The sequence below is a fragment of the Mesorhizobium sp. LNHC209A00 genome, from assembly GCF_000502915.1.
In the GTDB taxonomy this organism is placed as follows: domain Bacteria; phylum Pseudomonadota; class Alphaproteobacteria; order Rhizobiales; family Rhizobiaceae; genus Mesorhizobium.
On the sequence record NZ_AYWT01000016.1, the window covers coordinates 20,547 to 40,111 of the forward strand.

At 64.9% G+C, this 19,565-nt stretch carries 21 protein-coding genes and 1 pseudogene; 12 read left to right on the top strand and 10 right to left on the bottom strand.

Annotated features, from left to right (window positions below; genetic code table 11):
- Nucleotides 1-16: 16 nt before the first annotated feature.
- Nucleotides 17-2,104, top strand: coding sequence for an alpha/beta fold hydrolase (locus tag X739_RS1000000168495; RefSeq protein ID WP_084056473.1), 2,088 nt, complete (start codon nt 17-19; stop codon nt 2,102-2,104).
- A 61-nt stretch (nt 2,105-2,165) separates the two neighbouring features.
- Here the strand turns inward: X739_RS1000000168495 and dinB are convergent, their stop codons facing one another.
- Both dinB and X739_RS141210 read right to left on the bottom strand, forming a co-directional pair.
- On the bottom strand, nt 2,166-3,413 hold the full coding sequence (gene dinB / locus X739_RS141215) for a DNA polymerase IV (RefSeq protein WP_023795752.1): 1,248 nt from the start codon (nt 3,411-3,413) through the stop codon (nt 2,166-2,168).
- Nucleotides 3,414-3,572: 159 nt separating this feature from the next.
- A complete protein-coding gene (locus tag X739_RS141210; RefSeq protein ID WP_023795753.1) occupies nt 3,573-3,989 on the bottom strand; it encodes a helix-turn-helix domain-containing protein in 417 nt (138 codons plus the stop codon).
- Between the two features lie 110 nt (nt 3,990-4,099).
- On the opposite strand from X739_RS141210, the gene X739_RS141205 reads away from it, so the two are divergent.
- The 5 genes from X739_RS141205 to X739_RS141185 all read left to right on the top strand — a co-directional run bounded on the left by X739_RS141205 (nt 4,100) and on the right by X739_RS141185 (nt 8,183).
- Nucleotides 4,100-4,978, top strand: coding sequence for an NmrA family NAD(P)-binding protein (locus X739_RS141205; RefSeq protein ID WP_023795754.1), 879 nt, complete (start codon nt 4,100-4,102; stop codon nt 4,976-4,978).
- 37 nt (nt 4,979-5,015) lie between these two features.
- On the top strand, nt 5,016-5,603 hold the full coding sequence (locus X739_RS141200) for a dihydrofolate reductase family protein (protein ID WP_023795755.1): 588 nt from the start codon (nt 5,016-5,018) through the stop codon (nt 5,601-5,603).
- A gap of 122 nt (nt 5,604-5,725) precedes the next feature.
- Nucleotides 5,726-6,607 carry an SDR family oxidoreductase gene (locus X739_RS141195; protein ID WP_023795756.1) on the top strand — a complete coding sequence of 294 codons (882 nt, stop codon included), beginning with the start codon at nt 5,726-5,728 and terminating at the stop codon, nt 6,605-6,607.
- A 104-nt stretch (nt 6,608-6,711) separates the two neighbouring features.
- Complete coding sequence (locus tag X739_RS141190; RefSeq protein ID WP_023795757.1) at nt 6,712-7,650, top strand: alpha/beta hydrolase; 939 nt, start codon at nt 6,712-6,714, stop codon at nt 7,648-7,650.
- Nucleotides 7,651-7,652: 2 nt separating this feature from the next.
- Nucleotides 7,653-8,183, top strand: coding sequence for a dihydrofolate reductase family protein (locus tag X739_RS141185; RefSeq protein WP_023795758.1), 531 nt, complete (start codon nt 7,653-7,655; stop codon nt 8,181-8,183).
- Here the strand turns inward: X739_RS141185 and X739_RS1000000170745 are convergent.
- Nucleotides 8,168-8,449: a hypothetical protein gene (locus X739_RS1000000170745; protein ID WP_023795759.1), complete on the bottom strand. Its 282-nt coding sequence runs from the start codon at nt 8,447-8,449 to the stop codon at nt 8,168-8,170. The genes X739_RS141185 and X739_RS1000000170745 overlap by 16 nt on opposite strands.
- Between X739_RS1000000170745 and X739_RS01000000166520 the strand changes: the two are divergent.
- Together X739_RS01000000166520 and X739_RS1000000171405 are read left to right on the top strand one after the other, a co-directional pair.
- Nucleotides 8,342-9,110: pseudogene (locus X739_RS01000000166520) on the top strand (RNA polymerase sigma factor). The gene X739_RS1000000170745 and the pseudogene X739_RS01000000166520 sit on opposite strands and share 108 nt — an antisense overlap.
- Nucleotides 9,071-9,775, top strand: a complete 705-nt coding sequence (locus X739_RS1000000171405; protein WP_156939970.1) for a hypothetical protein — start codon at nt 9,071-9,073, stop codon at nt 9,773-9,775. The pseudogene X739_RS01000000166520 and the gene X739_RS1000000171405 overlap by 40 nt, the downstream one beginning before the upstream one ends.
- Before the next feature lie 73 nt (nt 9,776-9,848).
- Here the strand turns inward: X739_RS1000000171405 and X739_RS141180 are convergent, their stop codons facing one another.
- Nucleotides 9,849-10,724 (bottom strand): alpha/beta hydrolase, encoded by an 876-nt coding sequence (locus X739_RS141180; RefSeq protein ID WP_245273943.1) that lies wholly within the window; start codon nt 10,722-10,724, stop codon nt 9,849-9,851.
- 224 nt (nt 10,725-10,948) lie between these two features.
- Here X739_RS141180 and X739_RS141175 point away from each other — a divergent pair, with 224 nt between their 5' ends.
- Nucleotides 10,949-11,851 (top strand): LysR family transcriptional regulator, encoded by a 903-nt coding sequence (locus X739_RS141175; RefSeq protein ID WP_023795764.1) that lies wholly within the window; start codon nt 10,949-10,951, stop codon nt 11,849-11,851.
- Between the two features lie 7 nt (nt 11,852-11,858).
- Here X739_RS141175 and X739_RS141170 read toward each other — a convergent pair whose 3' ends face one another.
- From X739_RS141170 to X739_RS141150, 5 genes are all read right to left on the bottom strand, one after another.
- Entirely contained in the window at nt 11,859-12,602 is a 744-nt protein-coding gene (locus X739_RS141170; protein WP_023795765.1) for a 2OG-Fe(II) oxygenase, read from the bottom strand.
- Nucleotides 12,599-13,150: a methylated-DNA--[protein]-cysteine S-methyltransferase gene (locus tag X739_RS141165; RefSeq protein ID WP_023795766.1), complete on the bottom strand. Its 552-nt coding sequence runs from the start codon at nt 13,148-13,150 to the stop codon at nt 12,599-12,601. The genes X739_RS141170 and X739_RS141165 overlap by 4 nt, the downstream gene beginning before the upstream one ends.
- A gap of 136 nt (nt 13,151-13,286) precedes the next feature.
- A complete protein-coding gene (locus tag X739_RS141160; protein WP_245273940.1) occupies nt 13,287-13,505 on the bottom strand; it encodes a hypothetical protein in 219 nt (72 codons plus the stop codon).
- Between the two features lie 14 nt (nt 13,506-13,519).
- The gene (ada, locus tag X739_RS141155) at nt 13,520-14,638 is read right to left on the bottom strand and encodes a bifunctional DNA-binding transcriptional regulator/O6-methylguanine-DNA methyltransferase Ada (RefSeq protein ID WP_023774034.1); all 1,119 of its coding nucleotides are present in this window, start codon (nt 14,636-14,638) and stop codon (nt 13,520-13,522) included.
- Between the two features lie 64 nt (nt 14,639-14,702).
- Complete coding sequence (locus X739_RS141150; protein WP_023774035.1) at nt 14,703-15,395, bottom strand: helix-turn-helix domain-containing protein; 693 nt, start codon at nt 15,393-15,395, stop codon at nt 14,703-14,705.
- 176 nt (nt 15,396-15,571) lie between these two features.
- On the opposite strand from X739_RS141150, the gene X739_RS141145 reads away from it, so the two are divergent.
- Nucleotides 15,572-15,898 (top strand): DUF1330 domain-containing protein, encoded by a 327-nt coding sequence (locus X739_RS141145; protein ID WP_023774036.1) that lies wholly within the window; start codon nt 15,572-15,574, stop codon nt 15,896-15,898.
- A 127-nt stretch (nt 15,899-16,025) separates the two neighbouring features.
- Nucleotides 16,026-16,556 (top strand): hypothetical protein, encoded by a 531-nt coding sequence (locus X739_RS141140; RefSeq protein WP_051410628.1) that lies wholly within the window; start codon nt 16,026-16,028, stop codon nt 16,554-16,556.
- A gap of 137 nt (nt 16,557-16,693) precedes the next feature.
- Here X739_RS141140 and X739_RS141135 read toward each other — a convergent pair whose 3' ends face one another.
- Nucleotides 16,694-17,143, bottom strand: a complete 450-nt coding sequence (locus tag X739_RS141135; RefSeq protein ID WP_023774038.1) for an ester cyclase — start codon at nt 17,141-17,143, stop codon at nt 16,694-16,696.
- A 228-nt stretch (nt 17,144-17,371) separates the two neighbouring features.
- Here X739_RS141135 and X739_RS141130 point away from each other — a divergent pair, with 228 nt between their 5' ends.
- Nucleotides 17,372-19,477: an EAL domain-containing protein gene (locus tag X739_RS141130; protein ID WP_023795768.1), complete on the top strand. Its 2,106-nt coding sequence runs from the start codon at nt 17,372-17,374 to the stop codon at nt 19,475-19,477.
- Nucleotides 19,478-19,565: the final 88 nt, after the last annotated feature.

Consider the following 19,565-nt stretch of genomic DNA (forward strand, 5'->3'; position numbering starts at 1 on the left):
AGCTGTGGTGGATCCGATGGCGCGCCTCTCACTGTTGGGTGGGTTCGATTTCGCTGGCGGTGCCGTGGCCCCGTCCTTCACCCGCAAGGCGCGCGCCATGGTCGCCTATCTTGCGATCCATTCGGGGCATTCCCTCTCGCGCGAAAAGCTTGCCGCCCTGCTGTGGGGCGACACCGGCGAGCCGCAGGCACGTATGAACCTTCGGCAGGCCCTTTCTGTCGTGAGGAAGGCTATGCCCTCGGCCAATGGCGGGCGCTTCCTGATCGATGGCGACAGCATCATGCTGGAGCTGGATGATCTCGATTTCGACGTCGCCCGGTTCGAGGTGCTGGCCGCCGAGGCGGCACCCGAGCAGCTTGAGCAGGCCATCAGCCTCTATCGAGGCGATCTCCTCGATGGCTTCAGCCTGAAGGAAGAACCCTTCGAGGACTGGCTGCGGGTCGAACGCGCACGGCTGCGGGCCACGGCCGTCTTGGTGCTGGAAAAGCTCGTCGCGCATTACTTCGCACAGAACAATCTGGCGTCCTGCGTGCTGGCGGCGACACGCTTGCTAGCCTGGGAGCCGCTGCGTGAAGATATCCACCGTGCCTTGATGCGGGCCTGTGCAGCCCAAGGTCGCGTCAATTTGGCGCTGAAACAATATGAGCTCTGCCGCGATGCCTTGCAGCGCCAGCTACATGTTCAGCCGGAACCGGAAACGAGGCAGCTCTATGAACAGCTTCGCGCCCGCCGCACGGCGTCGGCTGCTCCAGAACCCGCCGGGCCGGTTGCGCCCGGCGCACGGCCTACGTCGCCGCCGACCCACTATGTCAAATCGGCCGGCAGCAACATCGCGTATCAGGTAACGGGCAACGGCCCAGTGGACCTCATCTATGTGCCAGGCTGGGTTTCCAATCTGGACCTTGCCTGGGCATCGCCCAGGCTGGCGCATGTCCTGCACCGTCTTGGCTCCTTTTGCCGGCTGATCCGCATGGACAAGCGCGGCACCGGACTGTCGGATCGCAATGTCGGCCTGCCGACGCTCGAAGAGCGTATGGAAGACGTGCGCGCCGTCCTGGACGCGGTCGGTTCGAACCGTGCCGTCCTGTTCGGCAGCTCCGAGGGCGGCAGCATGTGCATGCTGTTTGCCGCGACCTATCCCGAACGCACGGCGGCCCTCGTCTTGAACGGGACCTATGCCCGAGGTGTATGGGCGCCGGACTACCCCTGGGCGAAAACCAAGGCGCAGGTGGAAAGAGAACTCATATCCATCGAGCGCGAATGGGGAGAGCCGGCCGACCTCAGCAATGCCGCGCCCAGCCTGATGAACGATGCATTCGAGCGCGAATGGTTCGCGGCCTTCCTGCGCAATTCAGCTTCGCCCGCCGATGCGATCTCGCTGTGGTGCTGGAGCGTCGAGATCGACGTTCGGGAGATACTGGGAGCCATCCACGTTCCAACGCTGATCGTTCAGAGAACGGGCGATCGCTGGGTCAAGGCCGAGGAGGGACGCTACCTGGCGAAACACATCCCGGGCGCGAGCTACATCGAGCTCGCGGGCAACGACCATGTCATCTGGGGTGAGGGCTCGGATCGCCTGATCGATGAGATCCAGTCCTTCGTCAGCGGCACCTTGCCGGCGGCACCCGGCGAGCGTGTGCTGGTCACCATTCTCTGCGTGGACATCACCTCGCCATCTGCCTCCGCCGATGGCCGGGATTTGAGGCGGAGATATGTGGACGCGATCTGCGATCAAGTGCAGCTGGCGCAGGGCAGGGAGATCCGGCGCGACGCGAATGGCCTCCTCGCTGCCTTCCAGCGTCCGACGCGGGCGATCCAATGCGCCATGGCGATCCGCGACAGTTTGAAGCCTTCTGGCCTCGCCGTCCGTGCCGCGGTGCATATTGGCGAGTGCGAAAGGGAAAACGGTGATTTAACCGGCACCGCCATCGACCAAGCAGTGCTGATGCTCGGCCAAGCCTCGCCAGGCGAGATCATTACGTCGCGCACAATCCGCGACCTCGTGCCGGGCTCCAGCCTTGTGTTTACAGAGCGCGGCGGGACCGAAACAGGCGCCGTGCCGGGAGGCGGGCAACTCTATGGGGTCGGTGCAGCGTCGGCCTGACAGCGGCGAAGCGCGGAATGGTGTCGGTTGACGCGCCGCCGGGGACAGTCCCTTTTTCCGGTCAAAGCTCCTTTTCCGCCAGTTCCCTGAATGCGTCGGGCACCGAGCGGGCCGCTTCCAGGGCCACCGTACCGTAGCCGACCGCCTGTTTGCCGAAACGCTGGCGGATCTTGTCGATGGCGCGGTCGGCGCCGAAGCGCGCGAGGCCTTTTTGGCTGCCCGGGCGGCGCTTCTCGTCGGCGAGGCCGAGTGGCAGGTCGAGCTGCAGTTCAGCGCTCTCCTCCAGGTGCGAGACCGAGATCGCCAGCAGAGAGATCGTTTTCTCCCGGGGATGCTCGGCGAGCACGCCGCGCACCAAATCCCCAGCGATCTCGGCCAGCATGGCGGTCGCCGAGATCGGCTGTTCCAGCGTGATCGAGCGCGTGACGGCGCTGAGATCGGCAAAGCGCACGCGCACCGTTACCGTGCGGCCGGGGCGGTTCTTGGCGCGCAACCGGCTGGCGACGCGGTCGGCCAGATGCAGCAGTGTCGGCACGATCACCCGGGCCACGGCCGGCTTTTGCCCGAGGGCCGATTGCGCGCCGGCCGAGTGCGCCCGGCGCTTCGTCTCCAGCTTGCGCGGATCGCGGTTCCACGACAGCGCCGCGAGCTTTTCTCCGGCGGCGGGGCCAAGCAGCCGGGCCAGGGCGCCGCTGTGGGTCCGGGCCAACTCGCCGATGGTCTCGACGCCGATCTCGGCCAAGCGCGCCCTGGTGGCCGGGCCGACGCCCCACATCAGCGAGACCGGCAAATCATGCATAAAGGCAAGCTCGGTGCCGGGCTCGACCACCACCAGCCCGTCGGGCTTGGCGACTTGCGAGGCGATCTTGGCCAGATGCTTGGTGCGCGCCACGCCGATCGAGATCGGCAGGCCGAGTTCGGCCCGCACACGGCCGCGGATCGTGGTCGCGATTTCCCGCGGGGAGCCGAACAGATGCGTGCAGCCGGCGACATCGGCGAAGGCCTCGTCGATGGAGATGCGTTCGACCACCGGCGTGAAATCGTCGAGCACCTTGATCGCCGCGTCGCCCAGCCGCTGGTAGTGGCTGAAATTTCCGCCGACGAAGATCAATTGCGGGCAAAGCTCGCGCGCCTTGCGCCCCGGCATGCCGCCGCGGACGCCAAAGGCGCGCGCTTCGTAAGAGGCGGCGAGCACCACGCCGCCGCCGACCGCGATCGGCTTGCCGCGCAGCGTCGGATCGAGCAGTTGCTCGACCGAGGCATAGAAGGCGTCGAGATCGGCATGCAGGATGGTGGCCGTCGTTTCCATCCTGTTCCGCTCATCCGCGATTGCTGATAGATAGGAACATATAGTGAACAAATAGAGATCATTGTCAATTGATCTTTGGCGCATCGGTGCTCTTTAGGAGTAACCGAGGCGCGCAAAGCTCCTGCTTCTCCACAGGAAAGAAGGGAGGCAGCGCACTTCCTAGACAACATGCTCCGCCCGCAGTGCCGCCTTCATCCGTTCCAGCGCCGGCTCGCCGCCGGCCGACAGTTCGTCGGCGATACGGGCGAGCTTGTCGTCGGACTTGCGGTGCTTGCCGCCCCAGGCGCCAAGCGTCGCCAGCACCGGCAGGAGATCGATGCCGGCTTCGGTCAGCCGATAGATCGCCTTCAGCCCGTGGCTGGGGTCGTCGCTGCGGGTGAGGATGCCTTCGTCTTGCAGCGTCTGCAGCCGCTCGGCCAATGTGCGCGAGGAGATGCCTTCATCGGATTGCAGGAACTCGCGAAAATGCTTTTTGCCGGCGAAGACCAGGTCGCGGATGATGAGCAACGTCCAGCGATCGCCGAGCAGTTCCAGCGACAGGTTGATGGGGCAGCCGGATCTTTCACGCGTTGACATCTCTATGGTTCCATTTTTAAATCACTTTACTATTGACATCATTCTTTCCATCAGTCAAATGCTTCCAAAAGTAAATCGTTAGATCGCAACTTGGCCAGCAGGAGGACGTCATGAGCCAGGCCATCGGGAAAATCGGCACACCAAGAACCGTCGTGGTCGTCGGGGCTACCAACGAGGTTGGCAAGGCGGTCGCCCAGGTCCTGACCGGGCGGGGGCATATTGTGCGCGGCGTGGCGCGCAGCCTGGGTGTGGCGCTTGACGATAGCGACGCGCTCGCCTCCGCCTGTTCCGGTGCCCACAGCGCCTATGTGATGATTCCGTTCGACATCACGGCGCCGGATCTTCATCGCTTCGAGGATGAAGTGGGCGCGCGGCTGGCGGCGGCGATCGCGAATTCAGGCGTGCGCCGCGTCGTGCTGCTCAGCGGCCTCAACGCCCATCTGAGGATGGGAACTTCGCTCGGCGCCGCCTTGATGGAGGAACGGCTGGCGGCGCTCGGCCTCCACGAACTGGTGTTTTTGCGCGCCTCATTCTTCATGGAGAACTTCGCCAAGGGCATGGGCTTTGTCCAGCAGGCCGCTTCCGGCATCTTCATGACGCCGTTCCGGGGCGATCCGCTGATGGCATTGATTGCTGCCAGCGATGTCGGCCAGCGCGCCGCCGCCCTGCTGGACGCCACGCGTTTTCCAAGCGAGCGGATCATCGAATTGCATGGCGGCGGCTACTATGCCTTGGAGCAGGCCACCGCGATCCTTGGCAGCGCGATGGGGAGGCAGGTCGCTTACAAGGCGGCCCCATTCACTGAGGCGCGCGCCGGGATGATCGCCAGCGGCCTGTCACCGAGCTTTGCCGATGCGCTCGGCGAAACGGCGGCGAGTTTCAACAAGGGTGAACGCTGGGCGCTTGAGGCACCGTCAATCCGCAACGCCACGCCGACCACTTTCGAAAGCTGGGCACAAGCCCTTGCCCGTTCGCAAAACGCGGCGTGATCCTTCCTGACTGGAATCCGGAAACGAGGAGAACCCCATGAAAAAGCTGATCCTTCAGATGCAGATGTCGGTCGACGGTTTCGTCGGCGGCGATGCCGACCATCCTTGGCAACTCTGGGGATGGGGCGACGACATCGGGTGGGACGAGGAGCTGAAGCGTGATTTCAACGCCGTGTTTGCCGGCATCGACACCGTGCTGCTCAGCCGCAAGATGGCTGAGGAAGGTTATCTCGCCCATTGGGGCCATGCGGCGAGGAAATATCCGGCCGATTCGTTTTATGCCTTCGCCCAGCGCATCGTCGACGCGCGCAAGGTGGTGCCGAGCGACAGGCTCGAGACCTCGCGATGGGAGCGCACGACGGTGGTGAGCAGCGACCTGCCGCGCGAGGTCAACGCATTGAAGGCGGGTGAGGGCGGCGACATGGCCGTCTTCGGCGGGGCTGGCTTTGCGTCGGCGCTGATCGCGGCCGGATTGATCGACGAGTTCCAGCTGTTCGTCAATCCGGCCGTGCTGGGCGCCGGCCGCCGCATTTTCGACCAAGGCGGGTTCCAAAACCTGCTTCTGCTTGGTTCGAAGGCTTATGCCTGCGGCATGGTGGTCAGCCGCTACGCGCCGGCAGGTTGATCGCGGGCGTGCGGGCCGCACGCCGGTAAAAGACATTTGGCCGGAATCCTTTGCCCGCTTCTCTTCGTCTTCTAGGTGGGTCGCCGGAAGGGCGGCCGCATCAATTCTGAATGGAGAGACAGATGATCCTGGTGACAGGCGTCACCGGCCTGAACGGCAAGGCAATCGTGCGCGAGTTCGCGCGGCAGAGGCATCAAGTGAGGGCGCTGGTTCGCGATCTTGACCGGGCATCCGCGGCAGGGCTCGGCGGACTTGCCGGCGTCGAGCTGGCCGAGGCCGATATGCGGCGGGCGGAGACGCTTGGCGCGGCCCTCGATGGTGTCGAACGCGTGCTGATGATTTCGACCGCCGCGCAAGACATGGTCGAGACGCAGTGCCGTTTTATCGACGCCTGCAAGCAGGCCGGCGTCGCGCATGTGGTGAAGTTTTCCGGTGCCGAATCCAACATCGGCTATGACGCGACGAAGTTCCGCTTCACACGGATGCATGAAGAGGTCGAGCGCTATCTCGAAGGAGCCGGCATGGCGTGGACGCATCTGCGCCCCAGCCAGTTCATGCAAGTCTATCTGCGCGACGCGCCGACCATCGCCGCCGAAGGCGCTTTCTATCTGGCGCTTGGCGGCACCGAACTGTCGCCGGTCGATGTCGAGGATATCGCCAAGGTCGCCGCCCGTCTGCTGCGCGATGGCGGCCATGAAGGCGAGAGCCTCGACATGACCGGACCCGAGGCGCTGACGATGAGCGATATCGCGGCGCGGATTTCGCAGGCGATAGGCAAGCCGGTCCGCTATGTCGACATCAGCCCGCAGGACCGCCGACGCAACCTGCTGGCCGCCGGCGTTCCCGCCGACTTCGCCGATGCACTGGACGAGCAGTTGGCCGAGCGGCTGCGGCGGCCGAAATCGCGGGTGCATCTTGCCACTCACGAGATGTTCGGCGTGCGCGCAACGCCGTTCGTCGAATTCGCCCAACGCCACGCGGCGATGTTGCGGGGCGGGGCGTAGGCCGCCGAAAAAAAGCAGGTCGGCACGTATCCTTTTTACCTGCCCGTCCGTCTCTTGCCTGAAGGTCGCGCCGGACCGCGATCGGCAGCAACGGAGAAACAGTCATGGCGAGCATGCAAAGTCAGGCAAACAGGAACCACTACGCCGCGCTCGCGGCGAATGCAGGCAAGTTGACCAGCCAGCGGGCCATCATCGACCACAACGATATGCACTGGACGGCGCTGACCGGCGAGCCGGGCGGCGTCGATTACATCGAGGTCGATGCCGGCGGCGTGCCGGCGATGTGGGTCGTGCCGAAGGGCGCCGACGAGCAGCGGGTGCTGTTTTATGCGCATGGTGGCGGCTTCATCGGCGGCTCGATCTACACCCACCGCAAGCTGGTCGGCCATCTCGCCAAGGCTATCGGCTGCCGGGCGCTGCTCTACGATTATCCGCTGGCGCACCAAGCCAAGCATCCGGCCCAGCTCGAAGCCGCGACATCGGCCTGGGACTGGCTCGTCGACCAAGGCTTCGACCCCAAGCGGATCGTGATCGCCGGCGACTCCTGCGGCGCGGTGCTGACCTATGGCGTCCTGCAGCGGCTGCGCGCGCAAAGGCGGCCACTGCCCGTCGCCACGCTGATCATCTCCGGCTGGTTCGACATGGCGTTGACGGGCGCCAGCTACGAGACCAACCGCGACAGGGATCCGGCCTTCGCCAGGGAAGCCGTCGACTGGCTAGCGGCCAATTTCATCGGCGATGCCGATCGGCGCGATCCCGAAGTCAGCCCGCTCTACGCCGACCTCTCAGGCTTTCCGCCCGTCTTCCTGCAGGCCGGCGCCGACGAGACGCTGGCCGACGAAAGCCGGATGTTCGCCGAGCGGGCGAGGCAGGCGGGGGTCGAGACGCGGCTCGACGTCTTTGACGGCATGCTCCACTCTTTCCAGATGATGGCAGGGCGGGCGCCGGAGGCCGACGACGCCATTGCCCGCTTCGCCGCGTGGGTACGGCCGAGACTGGGGCTGCCGGCCGCCGGTGAGAAGACCAGCGAAAAGGCTGCGTGAGCATGCGGCGGCTGATCGTATCGAGTTTCGTCTCCCTGGATGGCGTCATCGAGGCGCCGATGACGTGGGCCTCGCCATTCTTCGTCGGAGACAATGTGGAGCACGCCTTGCAGGCGCTTTCGAACGTCGAGTTCTTCCTGCTTGGCCGCGCCACCTACGAGATGTTCTTCGCGCGCTGGCCTGAGGCCAAGGGTCCGTACATGGAGCGCATCAACGGCCTGAAGAAGCTGGTTGCCTCGACGACGCTGAAGACGGTGTCGTGGAGTGCCGCGCTGATCACGGGCGACGTCGCCGAGGCGCTCTCGGCGCTGAAACGCCAGCCGGGCGGCGACATCCTGAAATATGGCGTGTCGCAACTCGACCGCACCTTGCTTTCCGCTGGGCTGGTGGACGAGTATCATCTGTCGATCGTGCCGACATGGGTCGGGCGCGGCAAGCGCGCCTTCGACGACGTCGGGCCGATCGATCTCGAACTGATCGACACGCACCGTTTTGCCAATGGCGTGGTGACCCTGACCTATGTGCCGCGATGAACGAGCAGATCCGCAAATCCCCCGACACGGCGCAAGGCATGCGGGCCTCGCCCGAGCCCGACCGCGTGTTCGACCTGCGCTATGCCGCGTTCCTGGAGACGGTTTCGCATCTGCGCGCCAGGCTGCATCGCTATTGCGCGCGCATGACCGGCTCGGCGCTGGATGGCGAGGACGTCATGCAGGAGGCGCTGTTCGAGGCCTATCGCAAGATCGAGCTGCTCGACGATGGGCAGGCGCTGCGGCCGTGGCTTTTCCGCATCGCGCATAACAGGTGCATCGATTCATCCGCAATCGCCGCACGCGGCACGCGGCCGAAGCCTTCTACGGCGGCGACGACATGGTGCAGCCGGTCGAGCCGGCCGGTCCGGGCGCCGGCCGCGCCATCGAGCGGTTGGTGGTGCATCTGCCACCGAAGGAGCGCGCCTGCGTGCTGCTCAAGGATGTCTTCGACCACTCGCTGGAGGAGATCGCCGAGCTGGTCGGCTCGACACCGGCGGCGTCAAGTCGGCGCTCAGCCGCGGCCGCGCCAAACTCGCCGCTCTACCCGCGCAACCGGCCGCGCCGCCGCCACACGATCCCGAACTGGAGCGGCTGCTTGATCGCTATGTCGCGCTCTTCAACGCCAGGGACTGGGACGGCGTGCGCGCGCTGACCAGCGCCGATGCACGCCTGCAGGTGTCGGATTGCTACAGCGGCTTGCTCTCGGCTTCGCCCTACTTCGTCGAATATGAGCGCAGCGAACTGCCCTGGCGCATGCGGCCAGGCACGTTCGAAGGGGAGATGGTGCTGGTCGTCGACAGGCAATATGGCGAGCTCTGGCGGCAGGCATATCTGGTCCGGATCGGCGCCACGGGCGGGGTGATCGACAGCATTGCCGATTACTACGCGTGTCCATGGATGCTGGAGATGGCAAACGCGGAGGGGTAATGGATTTATCCTGTCTCCTCGCCGGTATCGTTTCTCTGCCTACTTCACCCAGCGACTTCGCGGGGCTTAGCGAGCATGGCGACGTGGCTGGTCGCAAGCTCGGTCACCTCAGCGCCGATCGCCTTGGCCATCGCCGCTTCGGCAGCCGGCGGTATCATGCCATGATGACTGGTGACGATGTAGAAGCTCGGCTTGGTCTCGTAGGCGGCGGCAGTGAGCTTCTCGTCAAAAATGCCGGCAAAGGGCGGACCTTACGTGGCTGCGATCAGGTGCCGGCTGGCCTCGCCAAGATCGTTCACCGACAGGCCTTTTGGCGGCGCGAAGCCGGCGACGTAGACCAGCATCTTGACCTTGTCGTCCACGCCCGCCTGACTGATGACGACACCGCCCCAGGGATGGCCGACCAGGATGACCGGCCCCTGCTGGGCATCGATGACGCGCTTGGTTGCGCCGACATCGGCGGCAGCGAGCTCAGCGGATTTTGCACCGCCACCACATTGAGCCCCTTGGCCTCCAGCAAGGGAATGACCTTGCTCCAGCTCGAGCAGTCGGCGAAGGCGCCATGCACCAGGACGACCGTTTTCTTTGGAACATCGGCGGCTGACGCCGGTGCTGTCGCCGTCAGGAGAACGCGGTTCCCAGAGCGAGCCAGGAAAATGCGTTAGCGGAATAGAACGTCTCCCATCGTCGCGAAGGGCCGCACCCTTGCTGGGCGCAGTGGTCGCTGAAGCCGTGCTGTTACTTGGCGAGGAAATCTGTAATCAGCCTGACGGTGGCATCCGGGTTTTCCTCCATGATCCAATGGCCGGACGCTGGCACGATGGCGCCCGTCACGTCCGACGCAACGAACCGCAGGACGTCGGCCTGTGTCGTGCCTGCCGATTTCTCCGCGCCGGCCGCCAGCACCGGCATGGGCAGTTTGCCGTCGTTGGAAAGCATCGCCTGGTTGTCGATGGCGTCCTCGTCGAATGCCTTGAACTGCTCGAAGGCGTCATGCATGGCATGCGGCCGCGCATAGAGTTTTGCGTAGTGGACGCGCGTCGCCTCGTCGATCTTCTTCGGATCGGCCGACAGTTCATTGTAGAAGCGGTCGAGGTAGATGCGCTCGCGGCCTGCGACCAGCCGCTCCATATCGGGGCCGCGGAAGTTGAAGTGCCACAGAAGCGGGCTTTGCTTGATCTTGTCCCAATCGCCGATGCCCGGCAGCGGCGCGTCAATGACAACCCATTTGGTGATGCGCTTCGCATACTGCGCGGCTAGCGCATAGCCGACCATGTTGCCGATGTCGTGTGTCACCAGATCGGCCTTGTCGACCCTCAGCGCGTCCATCACGCCGGCGATGTCGACCGCCTGGTTCTTCTTGGTGTAGCCGCTGTCCGGGTGCGCCGAAAGGCCCATGCCGCGCAGGTCCGGCACGATCACCGTGTGATCCTTCATCAGGGCTATCGCGGCCGGAGCCCACATGTCGCCGGTATCGCCGAAGCCATGCAGGAGTACAACCGCCGGACCTTTTCCGCCGACGCGGACGTGCAGGCTGGTGCCGTTGGTCTTGATCGTCTGCGTCTTGAAACTGGCAGGAAAAGCGACCACGCGGGCCGAAGCCGGGACACTCATTGCCAACAACCCGAGCACGATGACCAAAGGACGAAACATGAAATCACTCCTGGAGATTTTGTTTTGGCATCTTTGTTCTGCGCAATTTCCGGACGGAAAACCGCTACGCACTTTTCCTGGAATTGCTCTATCACCGCGGTATCGCGGTTTTGTGAACTATGACACCATGTCCTTGATTTCGTTAGGCGTCGGTCGCCTGATTGTGAATTCGGGAAAGCCGAACAATGCTGAAGCTCGAATCCGCCGCCGCCTTCGTCGCCGTCGCGGAATCCGGTTCGATCACCGAGGCGGCCAGGCGCATGAACCTGTCCAAATCCGTCATCAGCGAACGGCTGTCGGAGCTTGAACGCGGCCTCGGCACAAAGCTGCTGGACCGCACCACCCGCAAACTCTCGATCACCGAAGCGGGGCGAGGCTTTTACGAACGCGCCAAGCGCATCATGCAGGAGGTGGTCGAGGCCAAAGCCGAAATAGCCGAACAGCGCGGCGAACTCGCCGGACCGCTCAGGATATCGGCGCCGACAAGTTTCGGCATTCTCCATCTCGGCCCGGCGCTGTATGGCTTCCTCGCCAGGTACCCGGGGGTTGAGCTGACGCTCAATCTCGACGATCGTTTCGTCAGCATAGTGGCCGATGGCTACGATGCCATCGTGCGTCACGGGCCGATCGTCGATGACGGACCCGTCATCGTCAGGAAGCTGGCTTCCAGCCGTCGCTTCCTGGTCGCCTCACCGGACTATGTCGAGCGATTCGGACGGCCGGCGACCACCGACGAGCTGAAACGCCACAAGGGCATTATCTTTTCCATCCGGGGTGCAGCCGACTGGCGGTTCAAGATTTCGCGGCGGCTGGTGACGATCCGCCCGCAGACCGCGCTGCGCGTCAACAATGGGATTTTGATGCGCGACGCAGCCCTTGCCGGCCTCGGCCTGGCACTGCTCCCCGCCTATTTCATCCGGACCGAGATCGCCGACAGGGGATTGACGGTCATCGATGTCGGCGCCGAGCCTGAAGGAGCCGCCATCTATATAGCCTGTCCCGAGGACAGGCGCGGTTCCGCCAAACTGCGCGCGCTGACCGCATGGCTGCGCGATGCCTTTGGCGATCCGCCCTATTGGGAGGCTTGAGCCGGCCTCATTTCGCATCGTGAAAAATGATGCCGATCGTGTGGCGCATGCCTGAGCGCAGGCGGCTGACGCCGTGGCGCAGGTTGACGCGGTAATTGCCTTTCGTGCCCTGCACCGGCCGGTTGTGGACCGCGAAGGCCACCGCATCGCCCTGGCGCAAGGGCACCACTTCGACCCGGCTCTGCATGCGCGGCCGCTGTTCGGTCAAAGCGAATTCGCCGCCGGTGAAATCCTCGCCCGGCTCGGAAAGCAGGATCGCCACCTGCAGCGGGAAGGCGAGGTCGCCATAGAGGTCCTGGTGCAGGCAGTTGAAGTCGCCGGGCACATATTGCAGCAAAAGCGGCGTCGGCCTGACTTGGCCGGCGGCATGGCATTGGTCGAGAAACGCGGCATGCGTGGCGGGGTAGCGCGTGGCGACGCCCATGCGCTCGTTCCACCGGTTGGCGACCTCGGCCAGCCTGGGGTAGAGCGCGCCGCGCAGGCCGCCGACCAGATCGGGCAAGGGATAGCGGAAATAACGGTATTCGCCCTTGCCGAAACCATGCCTGGCCATATGGATGTGGCTGCGGAAATGCTGCTCCTGTGGATAGAGGCCGGCGAGTTGCCGGCACTCATCGGCGGAGAGCAGCTTTTCCATCACCGCGCAGCCGAAGCCGTCGAGCTCGGTGGCGAGCGCCGGCCAATCATAGGCGGCGATGCGTGTCTCGGCGGCTTCGATCAGCGATGGCGCGACCTTGGCGTCGGCGTTCATATCGCGGCCTCCCTTTCCAGCAATACGCGCTTGCGTTCGATGCCCCAGCGGTAGCCGGACAGCGAGCCGTCGGCGCGCAACACGCGGTGGCAGGGAATGCCGAGCGCGATGGCGTTGGCGGCACAGGCCGTCGCCACGGCGCGGGCGCCGTCCGGCATGCCGAGGCGCCGGGCAAGGGCGGTGTAGGTGACCGTGGCACCGCACCGGATGGCGCGCAGCGCCTCCCACACGCGCTGCTGGAAGGGCGTGCCGTGACGCATGTCGAGCGGCAGGTCGAGACCCGCGCCGGGCGTTTCGATGAAGCGCGCTATCGCCGCGAGATCATCGCGCAGGCAGGCCGCGTCTTCGAGCAGCACCCTGCCGGGGAAGCGGTTGGCGAGGTCCTGCCGCAACGTGCCGGCGTCGGAGCCGATGAGGATGGCGCAGACGCCGATGGGGCCGCGCGCCGCCAGGATGTTCCCAAGCGCCGACTGGCCGATGGCATAGGTGATGGTGTCGAGGACGACGCTGGCGGCTGTCGCCTTGAGATCGGGTTGCATGTGGTTCATTGCCTTCACTCCTTCTGTGTGCCTGAACCCTAGCCATGTGCCTGATGTTCCTCACTCCGGTGCTTGCTTTCAAATGCAAATCCCTGGGGGCTGAACGGCGAAAGCAGGTGCCGTCGAGTGCGGTTTTTGACCACCCTCATGCGACACGGGTGACGCCGATCTCGCCCAGCAAAAAAACTTCGCCTGATATCAGCCGCAGCTCGAACTCGCCGGTCGCCATGCGGCGCCACTCGGCCTTGCCATCCTCGACAAGCTCGCCAATGGCAGCCAACACCAGCGCCTTCGCGTCCTCCAGGCTGACGGCAGCGCCGTTGGCGACCTGACCGTTCGCACCGGCGGTGGAAGACCTGGCCATCGCGCGCATTGCGGTCAGGCCCGCGAGGACCGGTGGGCATTGTCAGCAGCCTCGCCGGCCTCGCGGTCGAGCAGCGCGCGTTTGCGCTCGGCGCCCCAGGCATAGCCCGACAGGGCGCCATCCTTCCGGATCACACGATGGCAAGGGATGACGACCGCGTGGGCATTGGCGGCACAGGCGGCGGCGACGGCGCGGGTCGCCTTGGGAGCACCGACACGGCCGGCGATCTCGGCATAGGAAACCGTGCGGCCAGCCGGGATGTCCCGCAAGGCCTGCCAGACGCGCTGCTGGAACGCGGTGCCGCGCACGTCGAGCGGCAGGTCGAGACCGAGCGCCGGCGCCTCGACTAAACCGACGACGCGGGAGACCAGCGCCTCGTAGTCGCGGTCGCCACCGATCAGCCGGGCCTTGGGGAAGCGGTCCTGTAGGTCGCGCACCAGCGCGTCGGGATCGTCGCCGAGCAGAATCGAAGCGACGCCTTTTCGGCTCGACGCGACCAGGATGGCACCGAGCGAGGATTCGCCGACGGCGAAGCGGATGTCCTCGTTGGTGCCGCCGGAACGGTAGCGCGTCGGCGTCATGCCGAGCATGCCGGTGGACTTTTCATAGAAACGCCCGCTCGAATTGAAGCCGGCGTCATAGATTGCCGCCGTCACGCTGGCGCCGTCCTCGAGACCCTGGCGGACGCGGGCGGCCCGCCGTGCCGCGGCATAGTCCTTCGGTGTCAGCCCGGTGATCGCCTTGAAGACGCGGTGGAAATAGCCGGGGCTGCGGCCGGCGGCGGCAGCCAGTTCGGCAAGTGGCGGTTCGTCCTCGCTCTCTTCGATCCTGCGGCAGGCATCGGCGACCATGGCGGCGTTGGCGGCCTCGAGCGAAGGGCCGTCCGGATTGCAGCGCCGGCATGGGCGAAAGCCTGTCGCCTTCGCCGCCTGCAAAGTGTCGTGCAACTGGACATTGGCGGGGTTGGCGCGCCGGGACGGACAGGAGGGCCGGCAATAGACGCCGGTTGTCGCCACCGAATACCAGAACGCGCCATCGGCCGACTTGTCGCGCGCGACGATGCGGGTCCAGCGCGGATCGTGGGCGACCGGCAGTGGCGCGGGTTGCAGATGTTTGGCCAGGGCGATGAACATGGCCGGCATTGAAGCCGCCAAAAGCCGGCCTCGCCACCCGTTTCCTGACAGGGCCCGCGCGTGCCTACGCCGCGCGTTTGGGTTCCACCGCGAACGGGCTCAGCCCCAGCCAGGCCTGCATTTTCCTGCCGATGGCCTGGTCGCCGGTCAGGGTGACCTTCGCACCGGCCTTCTCGACGGTGAGCACTCCCATCCAGATCGCCGTCATCGTGTGCAGGTCGGTCGAGACATAGAGGTCGACGTCGAAGCCCGGATCGTACCAGCACAGGTCGACTTCGCCGTGCTTTTCGACGATCAGCCACCAGGAGCGTTTGGAGGCGGGGAGTTCCTGATACAGAAATTGTATCACCGTGCGTCCCTCGGGCAGCGGCGAGGGGTTTAAATTGCGCCGCATGTCCCACATCAGCAGCGACGGATCGAGGTTTTTGAGCGACAGCCTGGATTCGACCCATTTCTGGCCCCAGAAGCCCATCGCCTCGACCACCGGGCGCAAATCGCGGCCGGCTTCCGTCAGCCGATAGTCGAAGATTCCTTTTTCTCCCAGGACCTCCTTGCGCTCGACGATTCCTGCCAGCTCAAGCTCCTTAAGCCGTTGCGACAGAAGGGTCGGCGACATTTTGGGCACGCCCCGGCGCAAGTCATTGAAACGGGTCGAACCGGCCACAAGCTCTCGCATCAGCACCATCGTCCAGCGGGTGCACAGCACCTCGGCGGCCATCGATAGCGGGCAGAACTGTTTGTATCCGTGCTGGGTCATGACCGTGCCTCTCCCTCGAACCTTGGGAGAACATTAGTCCTTCGTGATTGAAGCGGCGAGTACAGAAACTGTACCGGCCCAGTACAGATCGCGGACTGGTCGGCTCGGGCCCCGCCATGCGAACCCATTGGACGGTTGCACGGGATATCCCTGTGCGCCGCAACCAGGAGACGACAATGACTGCTTACGTTATCGCCGATATCAAGATGAAGGACCCGAAATGGGTGCCGGCCTATGCCGCCTCGGTGCACGACCTCGTCCACAAGCATGGCGGCAAATATCTGTCGCGCAGCGGCAATGTGAAGACGCTCGAAGGCAAGCCGCTCGACACCACGCTGATCGCCCTGATGGCGTTCCCGTCGGAAGCGGCGGCGCGCGCCTTCACCGACGATCCGGCCTACGCGCCTTTCGTTTCGGCCCGCCAGGGCGGCAGCGACAGCCGTTTCCAGCTGATCGACGACACCGATCTGGCAGGAACGATCCCGTATCTGCCGAAGGGATGATCTCTCCCGGCATTCCTTGCACCGTATCCGGGGTCACCAGGCAACAACAGTCACAGCGCTTGCCTGCCGGGCCTCCGTATTTTCGGCGGCCGGCCCGCTGTGCTTTTTCAAGAAGAATGGAACAAACATGATACGCGATTTTCGCAACGGGCTTTTCGTGGCAGGGGCCATTCTGGCCGTCTGCACCACCTTTGCCCAGGCGCATCAGGAGGCGGCCGAAACCGCGTCCGGTGCCAATCCGCTGGCCGAAAAGGTGCGGGCCGCCAACAGCCGGTTTCTCGACGTCAACGCCGCGACGGCGGAAGGCTATGCGCCCATTCCCTGCGCCAGCGGTATCACCGGCGGCGCCATGGGCATCCACTATGTCAATGGCGGGTACCTGAAGGACGACAAGATCGACATCGCCCGTCCCGAAGCGGTGATGTACGAGCCGATGGCCGACGGCACGCTGAAGCTGGTGGCGGTCGAATACATCACCTCGAAGGGGCCGGCGTCGCTCGAGGGACAGCTGTTCAACTTCAACAGCGCGCCCAATCGCTATGGCCTGGGTGAGTTCTACGAACTGCATGTCTGGGCCTGGAAAGGCAACCCGACCGGCACGTTCGCCGACATGAACCCGAAAGTGTCGTGCGAACACGCGATGGCGCTGAGCCAGTAAGCGGCATAGCCAGGCGGCGCCAATGCCGCCTGGCCGAAGTCTCGATTCTGGGTGAANGATGGCGCTGAGCCAGTAAGCGGCATAGCCAGGCGGCGCCAATGCCGCCTGGCCGAAGTCTCGATTCTGGGTGAAGTTTCTCAGGCGGTCTTGATCAGCCCGAGCTGGGTGAGGGCGGCGACGCCGTCGTCGAGGCCGATTTCCTCGACGATCCTGCCGTCGATCACCTTGAGCACCGTGGTGCCGGTGAAGCGCATCGTGCGGCCCGTCGCGGCGGGCAGCGAACCGATGAGAAAATCGCCGAAGGCCGGGCCGGTATGCGTGCCGCCCCCTTCCCACTGGCCGACGACGTAGTCGCCCTCGGCGATGAGATCGGCGGTGGCCCAGAAGTTGAGATCCGGGAAGGCTGCACGAAAATCGGTCATGAATGCCTTGATGTCGGCGCGCCCGCGGCGCGGCTCGTGCAGCGAGTATTTGAGCAGCATATCGGGGGCGGCGACGGCATCGACGACGGAGAGGTCGCAGGTTTCACCCCAGAAGTCGGTGAACCATCTGATTACGACGGCCTTGTTGTCTTCCTGCTTGGTCATTGGGAGGTTCTTTTTGTCTTGCTTCGCGATCACCGGACTGGCTGGTGAACACGGCCATTCCTATGATCAATCGAGGCGCGCCAAACTCCGGTTCTTGCCCGCCAATCAAAAGGCTGATGCCAAGATCGTCGCCGGGAGGGTGGACATTCCGCCCTTCCGCGGCCCGGTAACGGTTTCTTCTCTGGTTTTGCCGCAGATTGCCCAGGGGCGGGGGTGGCGGAACGGACGATGGCGGGTCAGGGTAAGAAAAGTCGCAGCGGAGCGTTTTGGGCCAAGGCCCTGGAGCGGGCCCATCTTGGCGTCTGGGACTGGGATCTCAGCACCGGCGACTGCTTCTATTCGGCGACCTGGGCGCGAATGCTGGGTTACGAGGAGGGCGAACTCGCCAATACCAGTGACCTGTGGCTGCAGCTTACCCATCCCGACGATCGGGAACGGGCGCAGGCCAGTGGCGACCGCCACATTGCCGGGCTGACCGACGCCATCGAGACCGAACTCAGGCTCAAGCACAAGCAGGGCCATTGGGTTTGGGTGCTCGACCGAGGCGGCATCGTCGAGAGCGACGCCGACGGCAAGCCGCTCAGGCTGATGGGCGTGCAGACCGACATCTCCAAGCAGAAGGCGGCCGAAGCCGCGCTCGAACAGGTCAATATCCGCTTTCGCCTGGCGCTCGCCGCCAGCGGCACCGGTATCTGGCACTACGACATTGCTACCAACAAGAGCTATTGGGACGCGCGCACAAGAGAGATATTCGGCCTCGTCGCAGTGACCGACGAGGTGACGGCCGATCTCTGGCACAGCTACCTGCATCCCGACGACAAGGACGCCGCCGAACGCGCCCACAGGGTGCCGTTGGAAAGCGACGGCGTCATCGCCGCGCAGTACCGCATTATCAAGCGCGACGGCCAGATCCGCCATGTCGATTCGCTGCTGCGCTTCATCGCCGCCGCCGGTGCCGCGGGCCAGGTCCTGGGCACCGTGCGCGACATCACCGAGGACAAGTTGCGCGAACAGGAGCTTGCCTTCGCCGCCCGACACGACGCACTGACCGGCCTTTGGAACCGCGCCGCCTTCGACCGGCTGCTCGCCCACCACATCACCACTGGCGTGCCGCTGGCGGTGTTCTATGTCGACCTCGACTACTTCAAGGCCCTCAACGATTTCGCCGGCCATGCCGCGGGCGATCTGGCGCTGAAGAGCGTCGCGGCGGGTATCGGCCGCTGCCTGCCGCCATCGGCGCATGCGGCGCGGCTCGGCGGCGACGAGTTTGCCCTGATGGTGCCCGATTGCGACGCCGTGCAAGCAGAAGGTCTGGCCGCCGCCATCCTGGCGGCCGTGCGCGACGCCGATCTTGGCCTTGCCGCGACGTCGCGCCGGCTGGCGGCCAGCATCGGCATCACCATCGTCCGCGACCGTGCCACCACGGTTGCCGACGCGCTGGCCTGCGCCGACGATGCCTGCTACGCGGCCAAGGCCGCCGGGCGCGATCGCTTCGCGCTGTTTTCGACCGATGCCGTCTCCGGTTCGGTCGGCCTCAACGCGGCTCGGCTCGCAGCCGACACGGTCGACGCCATGGATGACGGCAGGCTGAAATTGTTCGGCCAGCAGATCCACCTGCTGGGCAGGCCCTGGGAAGAGAGCCGCCATGTCGAGGTGCTGGCGCGGCTTGCCGGACAGGGTGGCCGGCTGATCCCGCCTGGCGAGTTCATTCCGGCGGCGGAGCGCTTCGGCGTTGCCGCGCGGCTCGACCGCTGGATCATCCGCACCGCGCTGTCTCGGCACGGCGCGGCGATGAAGTCCGGCGCGATCACGCTCGGCTTCAACCTGTCGGCGCAGACGCTGAGCGACCCGGGACTATGGGATTTTGTCGACCGGGTCATCGAGGAAACCGGGACGCCGCATTTCGGTATCGGCTTCGAGATCACCGAAACCGCCGCCGTCACCAATTTCGATGCGGCCGAGGCGTTCGTGCGCAAGGCGCGCGAGCGGCGCTGCCGGGTCAGCCTCGACGATTTCGGCGCCGGCATGAGTTCGTTCGAATATCTCAGGCGCTTTCCGGTCGACGCGATCAAGATCGATGGCTCCTTCATCGAACACGTCACCGAAAGCCGCTTCGATCGCGAGATCGTGCTGGCCATCACCAGCATTGCCCGCAGCCTCGGTTGCACCGTGGTGGGCGAAAAGATCGAGCGGCAGGACACGGTGGCCATGCTGGGCGATATGGGCGTCGAGTTCGGTCAGGGTTTTCTGCTGCACCGGCCCGAACCGCTGGAGCGGGTCGTGGCCCAGGCGGCTCGAATGGCCGGCGCCGCATCGAGACGCAGGGCGTCCTGACGGATCAGATGCACTTCGCTCCAAAACGGCCTGGAGCGCCAAGCGTGAAGACGAAGACTTGATGCGCAGGCTGAACCAATTCCACGCG